The 21,497-nt window shown below is 36.3% G+C and carries 17 protein-coding genes and 1 tRNA gene; 13 read left to right on the forward strand and 5 right to left on the reverse strand.

Going from position 1 to position 21,497, the window contains the following annotated elements:
- Nucleotides 1-137 precede the first annotated feature (137 nt).
- From HWV54_RS07000 to HWV54_RS02965, 3 genes are all read right to left on the reverse strand, one after another.
- On the reverse strand, nucleotides 138-335 hold the full coding sequence (locus HWV54_RS07000; RefSeq protein WP_083832381.1) for a hypothetical protein: 198 nt from the start codon (nucleotides 333-335) through the stop codon (nucleotides 138-140).
- A 6-nt stretch (nucleotides 336-341) separates the two neighbouring features.
- Nucleotides 342-731, reverse strand: coding sequence for a hypothetical protein (locus HWV54_RS02960; RefSeq protein WP_005866881.1), 390 nt, complete (start codon nucleotides 729-731; stop codon nucleotides 342-344).
- Nucleotides 732-1,041: 310 nt separating this feature from the next.
- Nucleotides 1,042-1,359, reverse strand: a complete 318-nt coding sequence (locus HWV54_RS02965; protein ID WP_005866879.1) for a hypothetical protein — start codon at nucleotides 1,357-1,359, stop codon at nucleotides 1,042-1,044.
- 478 nt (nucleotides 1,360-1,837) lie between these two features.
- Here HWV54_RS02965 and HWV54_RS02970 point away from each other — a divergent pair, with 478 nt between their 5' ends.
- The 10 genes from HWV54_RS02970 to HWV54_RS03010 all read left to right on the forward strand — a co-directional run bounded on the left by HWV54_RS02970 (nucleotide 1,838) and on the right by HWV54_RS03010 (nucleotide 15,016).
- Nucleotides 1,838-2,935 (forward strand): YdaU family protein, encoded by a 1,098-nt coding sequence (locus HWV54_RS02970; protein ID WP_005866875.1) that lies wholly within the window; start codon nucleotides 1,838-1,840, stop codon nucleotides 2,933-2,935.
- A 28-nt stretch (nucleotides 2,936-2,963) separates the two neighbouring features.
- A complete protein-coding gene (locus HWV54_RS02975; RefSeq protein ID WP_156785835.1) occupies nucleotides 2,964-3,794 on the forward strand; it encodes a hypothetical protein in 831 nt (276 codons plus the stop codon).
- Between the two features lie 194 nt (nucleotides 3,795-3,988).
- Entirely contained in the window at nucleotides 3,989-6,019 is a 2,031-nt protein-coding gene (locus HWV54_RS02980; protein WP_005866871.1) for a bifunctional DNA primase/helicase, read from the forward strand.
- A 153-nt stretch (nucleotides 6,020-6,172) separates the two neighbouring features.
- The gene (locus HWV54_RS02985) at nucleotides 6,173-6,769 is read left to right on the forward strand and encodes a hypothetical protein (protein ID WP_005866870.1); all 597 of its coding nucleotides are present in this window, start codon (nucleotides 6,173-6,175) and stop codon (nucleotides 6,767-6,769) included.
- Nucleotides 6,770-10,383: 3,614 nt separating this feature from the next.
- A complete protein-coding gene (locus HWV54_RS02990; protein WP_005866868.1) occupies nucleotides 10,384-10,941 on the forward strand; it encodes a hypothetical protein in 558 nt (185 codons plus the stop codon).
- A 1,321-nt stretch (nucleotides 10,942-12,262) separates the two neighbouring features.
- Entirely contained in the window at nucleotides 12,263-13,195 is a 933-nt protein-coding gene (locus tag HWV54_RS02995) for a YopJ/AvrA family T3SS effector serine/threonine acetyltransferase (RefSeq protein ID WP_005866866.1), read from the forward strand.
- 584 nt (nucleotides 13,196-13,779) lie between these two features.
- On the forward strand, nucleotides 13,780-14,442 hold the full coding sequence (locus HWV54_RS03000) for a lysozyme (protein WP_005866864.1): 663 nt from the start codon (nucleotides 13,780-13,782) through the stop codon (nucleotides 14,440-14,442).
- On the forward strand, nucleotides 14,439-14,666 hold the full coding sequence (locus HWV54_RS03005; RefSeq protein ID WP_005866862.1) for a hypothetical protein: 228 nt from the start codon (nucleotides 14,439-14,441) through the stop codon (nucleotides 14,664-14,666). Before HWV54_RS03000 ends, HWV54_RS03005 begins: the two co-directional genes overlap by 4 nt.
- Entirely contained in the window at nucleotides 14,599-14,817 is a 219-nt protein-coding gene (locus HWV54_RS07005) for a hypothetical protein (protein WP_040296419.1), read from the forward strand. Before HWV54_RS03005 ends, HWV54_RS07005 begins: the two co-directional genes overlap by 68 nt.
- A complete protein-coding gene (locus tag HWV54_RS03010) occupies nucleotides 14,798-15,016 on the forward strand; it encodes a hypothetical protein (RefSeq protein ID WP_005866861.1) in 219 nt (72 codons plus the stop codon). The genes HWV54_RS07005 and HWV54_RS03010 overlap by 20 nt, the downstream gene beginning before the upstream one ends.
- A 1,282-nt stretch (nucleotides 15,017-16,298) precedes the next feature.
- On the opposite strand, the gene HWV54_RS03015 is transcribed toward HWV54_RS03010, so the two are convergent.
- On the reverse strand, nucleotides 16,299-16,511 hold the full coding sequence (locus HWV54_RS03015; protein ID WP_005866859.1) for a hypothetical protein: 213 nt from the start codon (nucleotides 16,509-16,511) through the stop codon (nucleotides 16,299-16,301).
- Nucleotides 16,512-17,544: 1,033 nt separating this feature from the next.
- Nucleotides 17,545-17,629 (reverse strand) — tRNA-Leu (locus HWV54_RS03020).
- Between the two features lie 219 nt (nucleotides 17,630-17,848).
- On the opposite strand from HWV54_RS03020, the gene HWV54_RS03025 reads away from it, so the two are divergent.
- From HWV54_RS03025 to HWV54_RS03035, 3 genes are all read left to right on the forward strand, one after another.
- Entirely contained in the window at nucleotides 17,849-18,457 is a 609-nt protein-coding gene (locus tag HWV54_RS03025) for a YqaA family protein (protein ID WP_005866857.1), read from the forward strand.
- Nucleotides 18,458-18,469: 12 nt separating this feature from the next.
- Nucleotides 18,470-19,057, forward strand: a complete 588-nt coding sequence (locus tag HWV54_RS03030) for a disulfide bond formation protein B (protein WP_005866854.1) — start codon at nucleotides 18,470-18,472, stop codon at nucleotides 19,055-19,057.
- Between the two features lie 1,374 nt (nucleotides 19,058-20,431).
- A complete protein-coding gene (locus HWV54_RS03035) occupies nucleotides 20,432-21,241 on the forward strand; it encodes a VIT1/CCC1 transporter family protein (RefSeq protein ID WP_005866852.1) in 810 nt (269 codons plus the stop codon).
- Nucleotides 21,242-21,497: the final 256 nt, after the last annotated feature.

Consider the following 21,497-nt stretch of genomic DNA (forward strand, 5'->3'; position numbering starts at 1 on the left):
AGCACCCGAAGCGTTTTCGATAAGTTGCTGCACAACCTGTTTTGCTGTCGCTGCCGGAATAGCAAAAGCAATTCCAACATTGCCCCCAACAAAGACTTGCAGGCTGAATTCTTCTATTTATCGGCTTAAAATTCCCCTCAATCATACTGTTGCACAACCGAAAAATCATTTCGGAAATATTCTTCCGCTAAGTTTTTCGCAGTACACTCTGCAGCCTTTCGCGATCTGAAGAGGATAGCATTACATTTTTGTGGTTCGAGCCTAATTGTGTTTTTAGTATTTCCAGCGTAGTACAGAGGAATTCCCCGATAAAAAGTCCTAAGATAACTTGCCATGATTACTTACCACCAGTAATCGGTTAAAACATCACATGGACGCAAACGATGCTGTTTTTCGTAAGAACCATAGAAATTATCTTCATGATCATGCGCAACTTTTTTATCTAGATAAGCGTGGTAGGCATCACTATTAAAAATGAAAGGCTGAAGTTGTCTATTTTGTTCGTCAACTTCATGATTTGCGATATAGATATCAGCAAGTTGTTCACTAACATCTTCTGCACGAAGTGTTGTGAGATCAAGACGCAAGAGTCTATAGACAGATTCGTACTCTTCAATAAGTTCGAGCACTTCTTCGATTTGATCGAGTGGACCTTCATAGGCATCACTCTTTTCATCTTCACAGAGAATAATGATAACTTCATCCTCTTTAACGAATGGAATATTTTTCATAATTTCCCCCCTTTCGATAGTTGATAAAATACAGCTTTGTCTTGACAAGGCCGAATATACCGTTAGTCTTATCTCCTCTATGGGAGAGATGTCAAATTATTTTATCCTTAATAAAAGACATTTTTTAGCCTTTACGACGTTCAAAGGACATATGCGAATAAAAACTTACCCTCTCTTTCTCATCCGGTGTCCTTGTATTGTTCTCTATTTGTTCTTAATCCACGCAACCAAACAGACAGGAGAGCTAAAATGAGTGATTTAAAATTGATACAATACTGGCGCACGCTCGATTCAAAGACACAAAAAGAACTTATTTTGATGCTTCGGGGGTTGATCGCCGTAAAAGAGTTAAAATCGCCTGTCTCTCCTCAGGAGAAAGCTTTGAAATAAGATCTATAAATTCTTTATCTTCAAAACTTGCTTCCTGTCCGTAGAGGATATAATTCATACTGATATTAATTTCGTGACAAATACGCGAGAGAGATTCAATTGTAGGTTCTTTTCCCTCAGTGAGAATAGAATGAAGGTACCCAGCACCTTTACCGGCTGCAAGAGAAATAGATCTTTTTGACCGGCCACTTTTTTCAAGTGCAGCACTTAATCTATGCCGCCAACCATTGATATTCATAGTCTCACCATATAGCGTATCTTTTTTAAAAAACACGTCCTTTCTGTAAAACGAGCTTGCATTATCCTCCAAAAAGGATAAAATTAAGAGAAAAATTCACTTTTAAAGGGGGAAAAAAGTTTATTTTCGAATCAAAAAACACTCTAATCACCCCAAAGGATGCAAAAAGGTACCCCCGGAAACCCATGTGCTTAGAAGAAGTATTGTACTATTTAACCTTTGCCATCTATGCAATCTCAAACTGTATAAGGTTGCACGCACTTAAAGCACGTCCAATCACTTACTAGACTTCATCAAGAAACACCTAAAGAGTCCTCATTTAATAGAAAAAAACGCAACAAAATCGTAACATTTTGACTCAAAAGTAAAAACTTTAATCTAATGCCAATAAATGCATCACAAGCCAATAAATGCATAAAATGCTGTTCCCAGTTTTACTATGAATGGAAATCTAAAAAAGAAGAAAATGGATCTAATCATGAAACACACCAATCAACAAGCAACTCCTCACTATGAATCTTCTAGGCTTCCTTATGTTTGTTGGTATCAGAATGATTTTCTAGGGGGAGTACGTGGTATGCGTGCTCACGAAATTGGAATTTATACGATTCTTCTCAATGAAATGTATGCACGCGGTCGTCCTCTAGAACTATCGGTAGAACGTTTAGCGCGTCTTTGCGGCTGTGACAAGCGAACTTTTATAAATGTTTTAGAAATGCTGATAGAAGAAGGTAAGATTTTAAATTTAGCGAATGGTTTATGGAATAAGCGTTGCGAAAATGTCTTTCAAGAGCGAACAAAATTACTTGAACAGAAATCCTTTGCGGGTCATTCTTCGGCAAAAAAACGTAAGAAAATCAATACTGAGATTCAACAGCTGCTGAACAAGTGTGGAAGAGATGATAAACAAAACTCAGAATCTCAGAAGGAAGAAGAAAAGGAAACACCTAACGGTGTTTCACAAAAGCAATTTTTTTTGATTGAGACAAAAAAGGAGAGAAACTCGGAAACGACATGTGCAAATCTCTGGAGTGCCCCTATCTTCAATGAATCTTCTTCGCTTACACCCAGCAAACAAGATGAAATCGAAAGCCTTCCCACTACACTGCCAAACAGAGAAAGCTCTCCCCACACACCAGGGGACCTCAATAAGCCTATGCGCTTTCCTGCAAATACAAAAAACGCATCTTCCTCCACGGATCTCATCCCTTCTCCCACAGACCAAACACCGGCCTCATGCAGCAAGGCGCAAAGGCGCACGGCAATACCCAAAGGACAACGTCTTCCTGCTGATTGGCAAGCAGACATAGAATCAGCCGTTTTGGAAGGTTTGAGCGAAGAACAAGCCCGTTGGCAAGAAAAGAAGTTTCGCGACTATTGGCATGCTAAAAGCGGCAAAGAAGCGCTTAAAGTAGATTGGCAAGCCACATGGCGCAACTGGTTTCGCCGCGAGATTGAGCGGTTAAAAGAACATCAGGAAAGACTTGCTATTTTTTCCTCTCCTGGTCGCCTATCACCGCCTAACAGCGAAAATGATGCCCTTTACCGCAGCCTTATAAACTACCACACGAACTAATATGAGTATAATTTTAAAGAATTTTTTTTTGATTGAGCCAAAGAAGAAGAAAGGACAGAAAACGACAAGCTTTTCTTCTTTCCCCACATCCAGTGTATTTTCTCCCATCACACTTAGTCCAAAAGGTGAAAAAGAGAATTTTTCCGCCACATGCCGCAAGGCGCAAAATATTGTCGCCACCCTGGAAAACAGAAATATCACGACTCATTCACCAGCAAGCTTAGTCAACCCTATGACTTTACAGACCAACATAAACCACGCATATACCTGCACGAATCTATCACCCTTCCCAATAAACCACATCCCCGTCACACACGTCCCCGTCACACACGTCCCCGTCACACACGTCCCCGTCACACACGTCCCCGTCACACACGTCCCCGTCACACACATTCAAGTCCAAAACCTTACCGCCACCGCATCGACTCATACGGGTAATGCATCCTATTCACGAGCAAACATTGTCCCCACCGCAAGCTTGCAGGCAAATACAAATCATACCCTCTCCGCCACAAACCACACTCCTGAAACAAACAACAAAGCCAAAAGCCTTTCAACACACAGAGAAAGCTTTACCCGCACACCAGGGAACCTCAATAACCCTATGCGCTTTCCTGCAAATACAAAAAACGCACCTTCTTCCACGGATCTCATCCCATCTCCCACAAACCAAACACCGGCCTCATGCCGCAAGGCGCAAAGACGCACGGCAATACCCAAAGGACAACGTCTGCCTGCTGATTGGCAAACAGAAGATTGGCAAGCAGAAGATTGGCAAGCAGACATAGAAGCAGCCGTTTTAGAAAGTTTGAGCGAAGAACAAACCCATTGGCAAGAAAAAAATTATCATAACTACTGACCACGCTAAAAGCGGCAAAGAAGAGCTTAATAGCTTGGCAAGTCATATAGCGAAGCTAGTTTCGCAAAGAACTTGAGCGATTAAAAGAACATTAGGAAAGACTTACCATTTTTCCTCTCCCGATCGCCCATCACCGCCTAACAGCAAAAATGATGCCCTTTACTAGAACTTTATCAACAACCACAGATACGAACATGAACACGATTTTCGATATTAAACAAAAGCTTTCGTTTCAAGCAAGCGCTATCGCAGAAATGCTTCTTCCAAAGGGATACAGACGAGGCAATGATTGGATTGTAGGCAACACACGTGGGGAAGCTGGCCATAGTTTATCAGTGTGTTTGAGCGGCAGTAAAGCAGGACTTTGGTATGATTTTGCAGAAGGCAAAGGAGGGGACATTTTAGATCTTTGGTGTGAAGTCAAAGGGTGTAGCCTCTCTCAAGCATTAGAAGAAGCCCGAGCGATTCTCAATATTACGCGCCCAAAACCCTTTATGGCTCCCCAGCGTTCCTATCGTCGTCCATCAATTCCCACAGGTGGTACACCACAAAATTTAGTAAAAACATACTTAAACAAAGAACGCTGCATTCCCCTTGAGATTTTAAAGCGCTACCACATAAGAGAAGCAGGCGAAAAGATCATTTTTCCTTTTTATAAACCCGATGGTACTCTTGCCTTGGTAAAAGAACGGCTAGCGAAAGCGAAAGCAAAAACAAAACCAACAGCGGCACAATGCGAACCGATTTTGTTTGGTTGGCAAGCTATTTATTCCACAAATCTTCCATCCTCGCCTATCCAACATCCCCCCCAAACGTGCAGCAAAGCTAAAAACTTTCCTGCCATACCAGAAAACACGGCCCCCCCCGAAAGCTTGCAAGCAAATATACAAAACACACCATCTACCACAAACCATGCCCCCTTCTCCATAAACCAGGCTTTTTCTTCAACCAATCGAACCATTGTTATTACCGAAGGAGAAATTGATGCACTTTCCTTAGCCGCCTATGGATATCCAGCGGTATCTCTACCGTTTGGAGGAGGTGTTGGGGGAAAACACAACTGGATTGAAAATGAATTTGACCACTTAGAATCTTTTGAAACCATTTTTTTAGCCACCGATATGGACAAACCGGGGGAAGAAGCAGCACACGAAATCGCCAGCAGACTTGGCCGCCACCGCTGCTACCGGGTTTACTTACCCCGAAAAGATGCAAATGACTGTTTAACCGCTGGTATTGATGCAGAGACTATAAAAGCAGCCTTTTCGTCAGCAAAAAGCTTTGCACCAGAAGGCTTACGACGTGCCTCAGACTATAAAGATCAAGTAATAGGACTTTTTTGGCCAGAACCTGAACAGCACCTTGGCTATACAGTTCCCTACCCTAAACTCAACGGCAAATTATATTTTCGGCCAGCGGAATTAACGCTGTGGAGCGGTGCGAGTGGAGCTGGGAAAAGCCAATTATTATCAGACTGTATTCCCCATTGGATTTCGCAAAAAAGTCGTCTTTGCCTAGCTTCCCTAGAAATGAAAGGAGAACAATCCTTACGCCGCTTAACAAAACAAACGGGAGGCTTAGAACAACCAACAAAAGAGATGATTGAAAGGATTCTGCATTTTTTAGACGACGGACTTATTCTTTATGAGCACGTTGGCAAATCGAATGTCGAAACATTGCTAGATGTATTTGACTATTGTCGTGCACGTTATGGTTGTGATCAATTTATCATAGACAGTCTCATGCGTCTAGGCATTGCTTCCGATGATTATGCAGGGCAAGAACAAGCAGTTTATAAAATGGTTGATTGGGCTGTTTTAAACAGTGTGCACATTCATCTTGTTGCCCATGCACGCAAAGGTGGTTTGGATAAAGATATCCCTGGAACTGAAGATATTAAAGGAGCCTCAGAAATTGGCGCCAATGCCTTTAATATCATCACCATTTGGCGCAATCGGTCACTAGAGGACAAAATTTGTGCCGCATCGCTGCAAGAAGAAAAGGCAGATTTAACCAAACGCCCAGGCGTAATTATGAATATAGCCAAACAGCGCTCAGGTGATTTTGAAGGCAAAATAGGACTTTGGTTTGACCCCCAAACTTATCGCTATCGCTGTTCTTCTGAACGCCCTTTAACCCCACGTCGTTATCTTGAACGCCCCATTAAAACCCGCCCTCTCTTCGATAACCAAACCGTGCAACACCAAAATAACCCATCCCATTAAGAGCAAATCCCTACAAAAACGCCAACACCTCTCCGTCTTTTTCGAGAATCAAATTCATGCAACACTAAAATAACACGCTTCCTCAACAAGCACACATTAATAACATCCAATTTTTTAACATAGAAGCAAACTAACAATTTTTGAGGAGATGATATGAATCATCAAACTAAAAGAGAAAATAAAGATGAACAAAAAAGAGATAGCCGCTCTTCTCTTTTCTCTCGTCACGGTAAAGAACAACCGCACATTGGCCATTTAAAAACACAAGAAATATCCATTGAAACGAACAATCCTTATTTTCAATCGTCTCATCCAGAAAGCTCTAGCAATCCGCGCACTATTAAAGCCATCGCCAATGCACAAAACCGCCCCATTGCGCTTTTATACGCGAAAGGCCATATCAGTAAAACACAATATAAAGCAGCTGAACGTTTTTATGTTTATTGGCGTCAAAGCCAAGCAGACCTTCACATGAGTCCTGACTACACACGTGAAAAAGTTGAATGCAGCCCAGGTTATATACATCCCATTGAACGTCAAATAGAAGCATCCAATCATTTAAAAACGATCAAGGTCCATCTTGGTATTCTTGGTTATTCGCTTGTGGAAAAGGTTGTTTGTTATGGTCAAACGATCAAAGAGTTAAATTCCTCAAAACGCAAACAAAACTCCCTTGCTGATCACTTAAGAGATTGTTTAGACTTGTTAGCATTTCATTGGGGATATACAAATCGCAAGATTTCTGAATAATCTCTCACTCCAAACAATATTTAAAACATCACACAACCAATCATACGGCCCAAACATTGAACAACACAAATATCGTCAACAGAAAACAGTGTAATATCCATGAAACAAATCTAAAGAACAGCAAAAACACTGGAAATCAGCTGCATCGGCAATATTATCCATAGCCACCTCATAGAGAATCATTCTACCAATAACAACCCCAGCAACAAATCTTGTGAGCTCTTCCTTACAAAACCACATTTATTTTCTTAAAAAGAAATGAAAGTGAATTTGAACATATCATATAGCTCTATTTTGTGCAGAGTGTTTTATCGCTCCATATCCCTCTCATCAAAAGCCATCTCACTGAAACCCTCACACCGACATCTACCCTATCAGTAACCACTTCCCAGAAAATACTCTTTATTAGAGAGAAAATACTCTTGATTAGAGTAAGTCCACTTTTATAAAAATTTGTAAAAAGAATCATTCTACCAACAACAACCCCAGCAACAAATCCTGTGAGCGCCTCCTTACAAAACCACATTTATTTTCTTAAAAAGAAATGAAAGTGAATTTGAACATATCATATAGCTCTATTTTGTGCAGAGTGTTTTATCGCTCCATATCCCTCTCATCAAAAGCCATCTCACTGAAACCCTCACACCGACATCTACCCTCTCAGTAATCACTTCCCAGAAAATACTCTTTATTAAAATACTCTTGATTAGAGTAAGTCCACTTTTATAAAAATTTGCAATTTGTTCAGATCTTTATCCAATGTCCTTTAATTGTTCAGATCTTTATTTATCAAATAACATGATATTATTTTGACTATTTTCATCATGCATAAGCAGATTTTCAGACTTATTCTTCTCATCGAAATTCCATTTTCGGCAAAGAACAATTTTTGTAAAGAGTAAAAGTATTTTTTATAATGATAGGCATGTTGCCCAGAACACCCTAAAATACTATTCATAAGGAATATATTTTGAATGAAATATATTACTACCGAAGTTGAGAACAAAATAAAATCAAAAAACAAAACAGTAGCACCAAAATCATCCAAATTACGACAGATTTTTCAGCCTTTTTTCTATTATACTGATTTTCTAAACTATCACATAATTATCTCAAATCTTGAAGTACAAAATAAGTATCCATAGAAAATGTAACAATCAATCAGTATAAAATACAAAAAAAATATATTTTCTTGACTATTTCTATTATCTCACACAAATATCCAATTCTTACGAGGTGCATCCAACCCTCACAGGATGCACCCCGCCTTAGGGTGCATTAAAATCCTCACAAAATGCACCCCAATCCCATAGGGTGCATCCCCAACTCTCACAGGATGCACCCCGCCTTAGGATGCACCAAAACCCGTACAAGATGCACCCCAATCTCATAGGGTGCATCCCCAACTCTCACAGGATGCACCCCGCCTTAGGATGCACCAAAACCCGTACAAGATGCACCCCAATCTCATAGGGTGCATCCAACCCTCACAGGATGCACCCCAGCCCTCACAGGATGCACCCTAACCCTCATAAGATGCACCCCGCCCCTTATAGGGTGTATTCCAGCCCTCATAGGAAGCACCCTATTTACAAGATGCACCCTAACTCACATAGAATGCATCTCACTTCTCATAAGATGTGTTTAGTTGTTATAAGTATTCCGCCCTTATAAACCTCTCCATGGCACAAAACAGAAATTTGCCAGCAGCTATTTTGTCACCCATCATATGAGTCTACGTACTAAAATCTTCAAATCCTCTTTTATAAAATAGGGTTCAAAAGAATTAATTAAGGCAAATAAGAGTAAATTTTGTCAATTTATGGGCAAATTTTATTCTTTTTTATGACTGTTGCATTTTTACTATATTTATTTAAATTAAGTTTTTATATAATACATTTTGATATTTATCAAAAAAAATAAATAATATTAAAAAAAAATAAAAATATTATTTTTTTCATAAAAAATGCAATAAAAATTATATTATATTTAGAATATCAATAATATATTATTATAGTTAATAACTATACATCGAACATTATTCATAATAATACTACCAATTAAAATAATAAATAATTTTATTATTTTAATAATATAACATATAATGTATTACAGTTACCAATAAAAATATTTATCCATCAATAATAAAGATAAATTTAAAATTTATAATAAAAATGGAAATTCATTGCATAAACAAATTGTATTTTTGTAATCTATTACTTATATTTTTATATAAATACTTTTTATATAAAAAATATAATGGAAATGTATAATATTCTTTAAAGTGAATTACAATTATTGTTATATATTAAAAAGTTAAATATTGAAAAAGTCTCTAAAAAAGATGGAGTTTTGTTTTTCTTTTTATTGACAATGATATTACTTTACTTCAAAATTTTTACCAGCTACCTCCCCTGAAGCATCTACTTAGAGCAACCTTACTGTTTTCCCCCTCAACACCAATCACTGTTTCCTCCCACCACTGTATCCCCATGTAACGCCATGTATGAGAAAAAGCCTTACATTACTACAGAATGGATAAATGTTGAAAAACCAAAAAAAAACAGTCCGAACAACACGACATTTTTGCATCTTGATCAACCAACACACATTTGAAGAAATCTGATCATTTTATGCATTAAAGCCTGTATATCAGTCTCAAAGAAAATTGAAATCGCCCTTTCAAGATTTCTTCTAAAGATAACGTAGCGTGTTTTAAACAAAACAACACACATTATTTACAAGCCAATAATCATGTTAAAAAAAAACAGCTTCTTTCAATAAGAAAAACAAGAGATACGAAAGCAGGAGCAACAAAAAAATAGAATTATGTCCCATAATTTCAGAATAGTCTTATGATAAAAACAATTTTTTATAGACAAAAAAGATAGAGAAGTTAAAATTCGTTTATCCCCTACAGAGGATATAATAAAAGATGGACAAACAAGAAAGCAGGAGTGTCAAATAGTCTTTTCATTAAGACTGCACTATTAGAGTATTATCAATATTTATTTGAAAATAAAAGCCATTTTATGATACAATAATGATGAACAAATTTTACTTATACAGATGTATTTTGTTCAATACAAGATAAAATTTCCTCGAAAAAGGATAAAAATATGCTTAACAACATGATGCACATAAAGCTTTTTGATTCTGTAGCCTATAACAAAACAATAGCTTCGCAAGTAAAGCTTAAAAATTTCTGCAAAACCTTCTCGAGCAGAAAGATCAATAAACCACCGCATCGAAACACACAACGCCCTGCCCCCATAATGGGATCCTTTCTATAATAGTCTTCAATATATTTTTGGATTCATATTTGCTAAAAATTACTTTTCAATCTCTTAACACAGGTTCAAAATTCTGTAGCAGGTAAACGGGAACTATCAAAGGAAAGAAAAATGGTGGTGAACAACTTGCAACAGAGATTATTTTGCCATCCATAAAAAACGTTGCACTTATTTGAGGTAAAAAGTCAATTTCACAATGGTTGTTTTTTATCAGTAACCATCATTCCTTATGCATTCCCAATTACAGCATTTACTCAAAAGCTTTTTGCCCCACTATTCTTCTTAAACAAACAGTTTCTTTTAAATGCAAATGGTAAATTCATGACAACACGTAAAAAACGCGGTAGACCTAGAATAACAGGGAAACTAAGAGAACCAAATGGCCGTATTTCACGTGCCAAAAACCCACGGATAGGGCCTTTTCAACATACAATTGAAATGCGTGCTAAACACTTTGGCTTAACTATAGAAGAAGCAAAAAATCCACTTTCGAGTTCCTATATTGGGCGTCTTTGTTTACTTGGATATAAGCAAGATGCATTGAGCATCAGTAAAGAGCAATATGATACTGCGCAACGATATTTGCAAATCAGAAACGACTATTTATGTGCCAAAGGTTTGCCAAACGGCTATTATGATGATTTTATGCACGCATCAGATGAAAAAGCACAAAAACAATGGCTTCAAAAAGCAACCAATCATTATGAGGATATGAAAGAAGTGATTAAGGAAGCACAACATCTGCATCGCCAACATAACTTTCATGCCGCGTTACAATATCTTGTTGTAGAAGATCAATCGCTTCCCTATCTTGTCTGTTCATTACGTATTATTCTGAATGCGCTTCGTAAACATTTTGAAGGTTCAACGAAAGAATGATCCTCCAATGTAAGCACAGATGCGGAAATATTTCTGTATTATGATTCTATATCTAGATAGCATTACACTCTATTGTTCATACAGCGACACCCTGAAAATTTAGTGCAAAAAATAAACGCTATAGTGCTAAAGATAACAAAACTGCCCCACCAACATCTTCTCACCTAAATGCTTTCTGCCAAATCAGCCTCAAGGTTTTACTCAGCCTCAAGGTTTTACCTTGGCAAAAATATATTTTTCTTCTTCCCACAAAGGGCATTAATTTTGAGCATGTCACTCAACGCTGTTTTGTGTAGAGATTTTATAGAGCAAAAGTTCTACATTGGCATCCAGCCACATCAATCAACCTAGCAACCAACCATCTACTATGCCAGCCTTTACAAAACCCCGTTATCAACAAGCCTAACTTCAAAGTTTCATCTTGGAAAAATCACACTTTTGTTTTCCAAAAGAAAAAAATCGTTTTTCTGCATTAAAAAAACTTCTCAACTGAAACAGCAGAATTTCCTGCACGATCAGCAAATCCACTTTAAAAAAACACTAAGTTACACTTTTATGTTGACAGTGTGTGAAAAATCCTATTTAATGACGGGTGCGGGAGAGGTTTTTTTGTATCTATATCTCAGTATTGTTCGTTTATAGAATTATAAATATTACACTCTCCGAGAATGATAAAAGATTATAAAAATACAATGTTCTCTGTGTCTCATTTCAGCTTTCTTTCACATAAAAAGCATTTACCGTTGGAATATTAATCTGACCTGTTAAAAATGTAATATATCTTTAGCGTTAAACCATCAGCAATAACCATAATTGCTCTATTCACCTGTGCTACTCCCATCATGAAGTAGAAGCTTGAAGGAGATATAAGGAAAATACTTGCCTAGTATATCTATGAACTAAATTATACAAGTTATCAAAAAATCGAACAAAACAAGAAAATTAGGTTAGGTTTTTAGAAATTAGGAATTTTAGATCTTTAAGGCAGAAGAAACTAACATGAAAAAATGTGATTATCAAACGCAGTATAAAAGCATAACAAGTGTAAATAATGCAAAAAGCTTTTATTTTAAAATACCACGATGACGTTACAAATACACGCCTTACTTTCCATAATTTTTTAAGATGCAGAAGACACCCATATTTTAAATACTAGAAGATTAAAATTTTAGTTTAGAAAACTTTTTTACGAAAATTTCTAAAACTTAAAGAATGATCTTATAACTTTGCTTTTTAAGGTAAAAAGAAATCAATATAAAACACTATTTAGCCAAAATTGAAAAAAATAATGAATGCCGATTTTCAACACGGAGATTCATTTATGAAACCACAAGCTTCACAAAACGACGCCCAAAATTCATCACTAACACAAGAAAGTGATAGTAAAAATGAGTCATTAGAAAGTCCTCTTGCACGATTAGAGAAGAGCGGCATCCAAAAAGAAAAGGCCCCATTCAGCCAAGAGAAATTAAAAGGCATTATTACAGACTTAGAAAATGACATCACCAGTGGTCATTGGATTAATGCTTATTATGCAGATATAGACCTTAGAATGATGCCAGCTTTGGTAGACCACGCCAATTGTAAATATCCAGAAATGAATCTTAAACTTGCTCTAACACCTGAAGATCTTTCTCGCTCAATAAAAGAAACTATCGATGCCGGGATTAAATCTTCCAGATACATAATAAACTCAGGAAGTAGCAGAATCCATTTTGCGGTCATTGATCATCAAACGATCGATAACAAGACATCCATGATATTATATGAACCTACAACATTCAGCAATATGTTTGCAGCCCTGTTAGAATTGAGTACAAAACAAGCCATTAAAGATTGCCAATTGCCTAATTGTCATTTTTCCATGGTAGAATTAGATATTCAACGAAGCTCCTCTGAATGCGGGATATTTAGTTTAGCTCTCGCCAAAAAGCTTTATCGTGAATCGAATAAATTAGAAAGAATGCACAAAGATAATATTAATGGTGTGTTATGCGAACCAGACACCCCGTTATCTTCTGAGAAATTAGATAAGTATCTTCCTGTTACTTTTTACAAACACGCACAAAGCAGAACACGTCTTGAAGAATATATAAAAACAAATCTGGAAGCTATAAACGAAAAAGTTAATAAAAAAGATGAAACTATTATCGAGAGATTTGATAAAAACTTAGTTAAAATAAACGACAAAACTGTCTCTGTTTCGTCCCATAGGAAAAGGATTTCTGAATATAAATCCATACTTACATTATGATGATTTGTTAATGTTTTTGCCAATATGTTTTGAAAATTAAGCACTGCATTTAGGTCTAGGAAAGATGACAAGTTGATTTATGATAGCAAATTCACTTCGTAATTCGATTTGTAAGATGCAAACAGCATAAACAGCTTGTCTATTAAGAAAAAACTCAATTGTTATCTCAAAAACAAACGCATCTTATTTAAAAGCAAATCAAAAATTTTAAGGATTTTTAGCAATAACCACATATTTAGCTGAACAGAGAAAACAACACTTTCTCAAAAGCATAAGGAAGGGTAGCATATGTTTTTAAAAGCCCTTTCCATAGAGTTTTTCCAGGATATCATTTTTTCATCAAAAAGAAAATTCTTATGCATTAATCCCACTCAACAATTCTAACTTTACAGGTGCTGTTAAAACGCTATCACCACACACCACCAGAACTGGACTATTCACCACCGAAACCGTTCTACATACAACCAGTCTCACAGTTTGATCAAAGTTTCACCTCTCACTCGTTTTTGAAAACCAGGAAAGAAGTTCATTTTTAATATGTCAATCTGCCCCACTAGTGGGGCTTTTTTTTAATGGAGAAGCATATGCGAAAAATATCATCAGAAGGGCTAGCACTTATCAAACAATGGGAAGGTTTGCGTTTGAATGCCTATAAAGATGCCATTGGTGTGTGGACAATAGGTTACGGACATACAAACAGTGCCGGAAAACCTTTTGTTCATAAAGGCATGACAATCACTGAAAAACAAGCAGAAGAACTGCTTTGCCAAGATTTAAGACAATTTGAAAATGCTGTAGAACAAGCGGTTCAAGTTCCCTTAACAGATGAACAATTCGCGGCATTAGTTTCTTTTTGTTATAATGTAGGAACAACAGCTTTTTGCAACTCAACCCTATTAAAGAAACTCAATAACGGTGAATATGAAGCAATACCATCCGAATTACAAAAATGGACCAAAGCCGGTGGTAAACGTTTGCAAGGTCTTGTGCACCGGCGTGTAGCAGAAGCAGGATTGTGGGCGAAAGGTGCGTTTGTTTCCTCCAACTATCAAACAGTGGAAACGCAAGCACCAACGGGACTTTTTAAGGCAGAAGCCCTTGCACCAATCATTGGATCTTTTTCGGGACTTGGTGGTTTTTTGGCAGGCAATGGTCCCATCCAATGGGCTTTGGCAACCATTATGATTTTAGCCGCATGTGCTGGTATTTTCTTTGTTGCTAAACGCTTTCAGGAGCACCGCCTATGATCTTATGGATGAAAAAAAATCTGATACTAACAGGTGCAGTTTTAGCTGCTTTTTTTATTACTTTAGCTAGAGCCTTTACCTTTGGAAAGAAGGTGGAACAGCAAAAACAAACAGAAAATACTTTAAAAGCAGCAAAAACACGACTGGAAGTGGAAAATGAAATTAATCAAAAAAGTGATGCTGATGTGCGTACTGCTCTCTCTGACTGGTTGCGGGATCCATAAATATGCTTCTTCTTGTGTTGGTTGGTTACCAATTTACTTAAGTCGACAAGATTTAAACGCCATCAGTTCAAACTTAGCAAGAGAGATTCTAAAGCATAACAAGCAGGGTGAACGCTTATGTGGGTGGAAACATGGCCAGAAGAAAAACTGAAAAATACACAGAACTTACAGAAGCAGAAAAAGAGATGCTTCAGGAAATGATCATTACCTACCAAACTATGAAAATGATGTCTCGTTTTATGAAGTGGATAGCCTTTTTTATCTTTTTGCTTATCCTCGATTTTGCCCGCTTCATAGAAGCGATAGATAATATCTATGCACATTTAAAACAGTGGTTTTCAAAGAATTAAAGACTTATTCAAAATATGGTAAAGAGCGTTCTTTAAAACAAGAAACACATTAAGCAAGATATCAAGAAAAATGCTTGAGAAGCATACCACACTTATTGTAACCAATTGCACTATATAATAAGCTTGGAAAACTTTTTTAATTGTTTACAACCATAAAACTTGCATAGTGTTTTATACCCTCCATAGTCATAGACTTCTAATTAAAAAGTATATAATGCATCGCCTATTTAAAAGAAACTAAGGGGAAAGAGAGTATATGATGAATAGAAATATTTCATTGCGATGTTTGTTATCACTTTAATGATACTACTATAGTGCAAGCAACCGGTACCGTAACTCTTCTAGAAACAAAATCAAGTCTTTCATCCATTATTATGCCTACCCTTTGTCCTAGATTAGCTTTTATCTTGTAGGATAAATTGGTAGTTTTTTTTAATAAAGACACCTTAAATTCTTCTAAAGATGTAACTACTGAAACATGAGCTTGAATGATAAAAATTTATTATCTCAATCATCAAAGTTTGTAGAAGGCCTTTTAATATGGATTTTAATATTAATCTGGAAAACAACCTTATTTCGGTGTTGATATGAACGTAGTCTAAAAAAACACAAGAATGAATAACAGAAAAAGAACTCGAGATGATGTGCCATAAATTCTATTAACGTCGTACTAAAAAAGCTGAATTCCAGTTATAAATTTACAGCTCCAGATGAAACGATAGTCAATATTAGTGATATTGTTGTGAAAAGCATCACTTTGAAAGAAAAAATGAGCTGGTGTACACGAGTACGTATTGGTTTTACTTCTGATCGTATTATACCGTATATCACTGAAGCGTATAATCTATGCAAAGATGCAATATACAGCCCATGCAAAGATGCAATCTATATATAGCCTATGCAAAGATGTAATCTATATAGCCTATGCAAAGATGCATATATCATATGAATTTTGTAAAATTACCGGAAGATCAATTTATATTTGCTTCAACCAATATGTTAGATGAAACAAACAATGATCAGTTATAATTTGATGGGAGAATTAACTTTGCAATAATTAATAGTGTTATTCTGCACACAGAACATTGCTATTTGGCTTTTAGCAAAAAGAATTTTGTGAGGGATAGCTTGCAATTATTTACAAAACTAATAATTTCCACATTGTTGTAATTTATAAATTTTAAATTGTTAAAAAACCTGCCAAAAATAGGGGATTATTTTTCATCCGTTGGGCTGTTAAACACCATCCCTCAGAGCATGCAAAGAGACCAACAAATCGAGTTTACATGCACATTTGTACGATAGTATGATAGAAATAAACACTATGCCATTTAAAATTTTTATCAATATGTTTTGTATTAATGTAATTCATTGATAATATTCCCTTTTTTAAAATCTCTTGCATATAAACTTTTGGAACCCCAATCTCTATTGGGTGAGCAAGAAGAGTTTCGGCAATTGCAAACGATAGAAGATACTCTTTTTTACCTTCCACTTTGGTAAGCCTGAGCAAAAACTGTAAGAATAATAAGCAAAATTACAAAGTTTCATGTATTATTTTGCTCTGATTGTTTCCAAAAGAAAGCGTGATGCAATTTTGCACACATTCCAGCTTCACCTGATAATATAATATCAGCCTTACACAAGACGGCAGATTATTTAATTTTAAGATTTTCCCTTCCCTTCACTCCCAAAAACGAAGATTTTTTTCACAAAACAATAATAAAATTGGTATCTCTAAAGATTAACATATTGATCTATAATGATAATTTATCGATTAGCTCTCATAAGATTTTCTCATTTCAATCTCTCATATATTGAATCAATTAAAACCATTTCCGCACAACACAGATATGATGAGGATTAGACAAAAATTATTTAAGATAGGAATAAAATGCCTCTTATGAACTGTCTCAAGACAAGAGCGGTGTAACATTGAGAGCTGGTAAATATTAAATTAATGACAAAACCAATTTGCACCTTCACAAGCGTTAAAGATGGTAATTCCCAATGAATTTTAGATCATACCATCACGGACAGTGTCATAAAATGAGCTTGAGAATATTAATAAATGTTTCTTTAAGCAAAGGCATCAATTTGCAATACAATAACGTTCTGTTTTTGAAAGAAGCATAGCCCCGTTACCTTCAAGCTTTTGCTGATTACTGATATAACCCTCTCCCCAAAACACTGGCTAAGACCTGCTTTAAATATTCTATTCAACTTTACTTTACACCTCTTTACGCCAACAATACACGCAGAGTATGTGAGTGATTAATTGTGGTTGTTTTGATGTTGTTGAACAGATATTTTAACGCCACAAAGCACATTTACGAACATATCCAATGTGTTTCAATGATTATTGTTTTCTTATATTTTAGTTAATACAAAAAATATTTTAGTTAATACAAAAAAATTGAAAAGACAGAACCGACACTGTATTTAATTTTACGAATATAACCTTGTTTTAAAGGAGAATGTTATTAGCATTACAAATAACTTACTGTAAATAAAAAAAATTCTCAAAGTGGTGCGGGTGGTCGGACTCGAACCGACACTCCTCTCGGAACCAGATTTTGAGTCTGGCGCGTCTACCAGTTCCACCACACCCGCATGTTGTTATAGAGAACAGGCTTGTCCCTTATTTCACTGCAGTATATAAAGAGAATAGATTCGTCAACAGCAGATTTTTTTGTTTTTAAGAATCCAAATTATTTTTACCTTATCAACAGTACAATATATTTTTCTATAGAATTTTTGGATTCTTTGTTCCATCGAATTTCTGGTGAATAATTTGCAAAGTTTTTACCTCTTAGACTTACAAGAGACGTCATGATATTGAACAAGTTAAAGCTTTGGACTATTTCTTTAGCAAATCGGCGTACAGCGCCACATTGGCTTGGGGTCATTGCTTTTATTGAAAGTTCTGTTTTTCCAATTCCGGCAGATGTTCTGTATATTCCGATGTCCCTTGTTCATCCCAAGCGGGCTTATTGTTATGCTTTCATTGCAACTGTATGTTCTGTTTTAGGTGGTATTGCCGGTTGGTTTATTGGACATTTTGCCTATGACACACTGGCCAAACCGATTTTAGAATTTTATGGTAAAATTGAAAGTTTTCAAGCGCTAAAAAACCGAGCAACATTGCAATTTCTTGTCGTTTTACTAATCACTTCAGGCTTTTTACACCTACCACCTATCAAGATTGTAACGATTTTGGCAGGTGTTATGGGCGTACATCTCGGACTCTTTACGATAACCTGCATTTTTGCACGAGGGATGCGTTTTTACCTTTTTGCATGGCTGATTCAACATTTCGGGCATAAAGCAATAAATTTTCTTGTCCACCATTTAAAATGGATAGTCTTGTTTGGTTGTGTTAGTCTCTTACTAGTTTATGGTGCTTTCATAGCTTTGCTAAACAAGTACCTTTTGTTTTAAGGAACATGCACAATGACATGCATTTTGTCTTTTCAGCCTATTTTAAACAAGCATCTTTATCTTCAACCCAGTAGAAAAGAACAAAGCTTATGGGCTTTTTTTCTAACCTTTTGTCTATCTGGCACAATAGGTCTTGCACTTGGTTTTGAACATATTGGAGGGTATATTCCTTGCGATTTATGCCTCATTGAGCGTTTTCCGTATTATGGTGCTATACCATTTTTAATTTTAGCAGGTTTAGGAGCATGTTTTTTTCGCATGTCTTCTGGGATACAACTTTTATTTTTTTGTGTTTTTGTTTTAATGACTATCAGCTTTGTCTTAGCAATTTATCATACAGGTATTGAATATGGCTTTTGGCCTGCTCCTCCCAGTTGTGGTTCAAATGCAGGAAGGATGATAACAGATGTCAACCAACTGTTTAACCACTTAAACAACATCCATCCTCCTTCTTGCTCTGAAGCACCAAAACGGTTTCTTTTTCTCTCATTTGCTGGTTGGAATATGGTTGCCAGTTTATTTTACATGTTTAGCAGCCTCTATATTGCTTCAAAAGGGCTTCTTTCAGGGCGCCCCCCAATTATAGCGGAAAAGCAGTAGAAACGAGACCCCACCAATGCTTACCAGCCCCACTGTACTTAGCCAACTTTTACCATACTTAATTCTCACTCTCCTGCTCATTTTTTATCAGCATCACTATAATTTTTTCACACATGTAGATTGCCCTGGAATGAAACGAAAAAAATAAAAAAGCGCGCATATTCTACCGTTTCAACCTGGTTTATTTATTTGCAATATTTTTACCCAAAACTGCTTCAAAATAGTGTAGGATATAGAGGCCCGATAAACACAAATGGTTTCTACCCAAAAATAAAAATGCTCCGCTTTCTCTTTCAATCCGGTTGCCTTCCTGAAATGAAGAATGACGTGATATGTTGGAGCATAACAGGTAACAAAAAATGATACGGGAAGAAAAGATCGAAACGCACATCACAAAAAATCACCTTGCATAAAGCTGATTGTAAATTGTGCTTTATGCATGAAACAAGATTTCCTATGCGATTTCCCCATGAAGCAATCCGGTTCAAATTTTGAAAAAACGACCTATTTTGGAAATCTCTCAAAATATAAAGCTAGATGGTAATATTGCGGTTTTACTTTTTACGAGGGACTCACAACACAATAATCCAGTTCTTTACATAATCCCCTCTCCTATAAAATATCAAAAAACATGGATTATCTGTAATTATATCCCCAAAGTCTCGCTAAACTGCTTAAATACCTCACATGACATTCCAAGATTACCTAAAGAGAATGTAACTATTATACTATATCAAAGCATTTTTCACATTTAGGCCATTGACTTTATATCAAAATGTGTATATGAATAATTTACTTACAGTTTAGAACTCCACGATTTCTATCCCTTCGAAGGGATGATCAAGTGGTGTGGCTGGTTTGCCTTCCCGCGAGGGAAGGCAATCAATGTCTCCCCGCGAGGGGAGACCGCCCTTCCTCCCCGCGAGGGGAGGAAGAGCGTTATTTTGTTATAATGCTCTATGTGAGCCAACTTTTCCCTCTTAAAAAGGCTTTTCCCTCTTAAAAAGACTTTTTTCTTTAAAAAAAAGACATTTTCCTTTTAAAAATTGTGAACCATTGAAACAAAGCAGGAGCTTTTGCGTTAAAGACTGGGATTTTCGAAACATTCTGCAATAATTGAGAGAGAAAAAAGCTTTCTAAAACCTCTCCAGAAAACATGTTAGAATTGTTAGTTTTTCCCTTTTTGGATAGGAATGCATAGTCTTACGGACTATAATTCTGCGTATTCCCACACTTGTTTACGCACAATAAGTTGTTTCTAACCATCCACATGTCTTAGTCACCATAAAGCCTTTTGGCGTTATAATTTTGGATTGACTTTCACTTTTTTTATCTTATATCTTAGAATTATTCTAAAAACATGAGTAGATAACAATGTTAAAAACTTTCTTTTCATTTTGGCAAAAGCTTTTTTTTCCTTCTTATTCAATAAGAAAAATAATAAACCGTGCTCTAAAATTAAAAGAACAGCATGCAGCTCTTTATTTAAGATACGCAAAAAGTTTAAAGCCTTATTCCTCTAAGGAAGCTGCATTTTTTACAGCAATGGGCCACCAAGAGCTTGAAAATTATAAACGACTTCTTTGTCTTTTTTATCAAAGTCATGCAAAAACTGTAAACGCATTGTATTATCGGCCTTCTTTTGCAACCAATAAGAGTCATTATGCCCCTTCACGAACCAAAACGCCAAAGCAAACCACAAAAAAGCCAACAAAAACGAACAAAGAGTTGCTTTTAACATGGATTCAACCTGGTCTTGCAGGCTTAATGGATGGCTCTGTGTCCACCCTTGCACCAATTTTTGCAGCAGCTTTTGCAACAGGTGATACCCACCAAACCTTTTTGATAGGGCTCTCTGCTTCGGTTGGAGCAGGTCTTTCTATGGGTTTCACAGAAGCAGCCCATGATGACGGGAAATTATCAGGCCGTGGTTCTCCACTTAAAAGAGGCCTTGCCAATGGTATCATGACAACACTAGGAGGATTAGGGCACACACTTCCCTATTTGATCAATTCCTTTTATATCGCAACAGTTATTGCATCTATTATCGTTTTCTTCGAACTGTGGGCCATCGTGTGGATTCAAAATAAATTCATGTCGACCCCTTTTTGGCGTGCATCTTTACAAGTTATCATTGGTGGAGCTCTTGTTTTTGCTACGGGTATTTTTATTGGCACTATCTGAAACAAACACGCAACAATCAAACACTGGGGCTTTACTTACAAATTTTTTATTATCGTGATTCAAAAATAGACTTATATTATTCTTCTTTTTGACAAATTATCATTGGAAAGATTTTTGTTTTAGCCACAGATATTCTTATAAGTAATATCTGAAACCAGTGTTCGACCAATCAGCATTGGGGACAACTTCCATCCATGGATTTTTATCAGCTTGTTTTACAGGAAGCTTTTGCTAAAGTAATATTCGTTTTATTATT

This window comes from Bartonella alsatica (assembly GCF_013388295.1).
GTDB lineage: Bacteria > Pseudomonadota > Alphaproteobacteria > Rhizobiales > Rhizobiaceae > Bartonella > Bartonella alsatica.

What these genes read in the sequence shown, in the direction of transcription:
- HWV54_RS07000 (WP_083832381.1), bottom strand. Translation starts at nt 335, where the DNA reads ATGGCAAGTTATCTTAGGACTTTTTATCGGGGAATTCCTCTGTACTAC.
- HWV54_RS02960 (WP_005866881.1), bottom strand. Translation starts at nt 731, where the DNA reads ATGAAAAATATTCCATTCGTTAAAGAGGATGAAGTTATCATTATTCTC.
- HWV54_RS02965 (WP_005866879.1), bottom strand. Translation starts at nt 1,359, where the DNA reads ATGAATATCAATGGTTGGCGGCATAGATTAAGTGCTGCACTTGAAAAA.
- HWV54_RS02970 (WP_005866875.1), top strand. Translation starts at nt 1,838, where the DNA reads ATGAAACACACCAATCAACAAGCAACTCCTCACTATGAATCTTCTAGG.
- HWV54_RS02980 (WP_005866871.1), top strand. Translation starts at nt 3,989, where the DNA reads ATGAACACGATTTTCGATATTAAACAAAAGCTTTCGTTTCAAGCAAGC.
- HWV54_RS02985 (WP_005866870.1), top strand. Translation starts at nt 6,173, where the DNA reads ATGAATCATCAAACTAAAAGAGAAAATAAAGATGAACAAAAAAGAGAT.
- HWV54_RS02990 (WP_005866868.1), top strand. Translation starts at nt 10,384, where the DNA reads ATGACAACACGTAAAAAACGCGGTAGACCTAGAATAACAGGGAAACTA.
- HWV54_RS02995 (WP_005866866.1), top strand. Translation starts at nt 12,263, where the DNA reads ATGAAACCACAAGCTTCACAAAACGACGCCCAAAATTCATCACTAACA.
- HWV54_RS03000 (WP_005866864.1), top strand. Translation starts at nt 13,780, where the DNA reads ATGCGAAAAATATCATCAGAAGGGCTAGCACTTATCAAACAATGGGAA.
- HWV54_RS03005 (WP_005866862.1), top strand. Translation starts at nt 14,439, where the DNA reads ATGATCTTATGGATGAAAAAAAATCTGATACTAACAGGTGCAGTTTTA.
- HWV54_RS07005 (WP_040296419.1), top strand. Translation starts at nt 14,599, where the DNA reads ATGAAATTAATCAAAAAAGTGATGCTGATGTGCGTACTGCTCTCTCTG.
- HWV54_RS03010 (WP_005866861.1), top strand. Translation starts at nt 14,798, where the DNA reads ATGGCCAGAAGAAAAACTGAAAAATACACAGAACTTACAGAAGCAGAA.
- HWV54_RS03025 (WP_005866857.1), top strand. Translation starts at nt 17,849, where the DNA reads ATGATATTGAACAAGTTAAAGCTTTGGACTATTTCTTTAGCAAATCGG.
- HWV54_RS03030 (WP_005866854.1), top strand. Translation starts at nt 18,470, where the DNA reads ATGACATGCATTTTGTCTTTTCAGCCTATTTTAAACAAGCATCTTTAT.
- HWV54_RS03035 (WP_005866852.1), top strand. Translation starts at nt 20,432, where the DNA reads ATGTTAAAAACTTTCTTTTCATTTTGGCAAAAGCTTTTTTTTCCTTCT.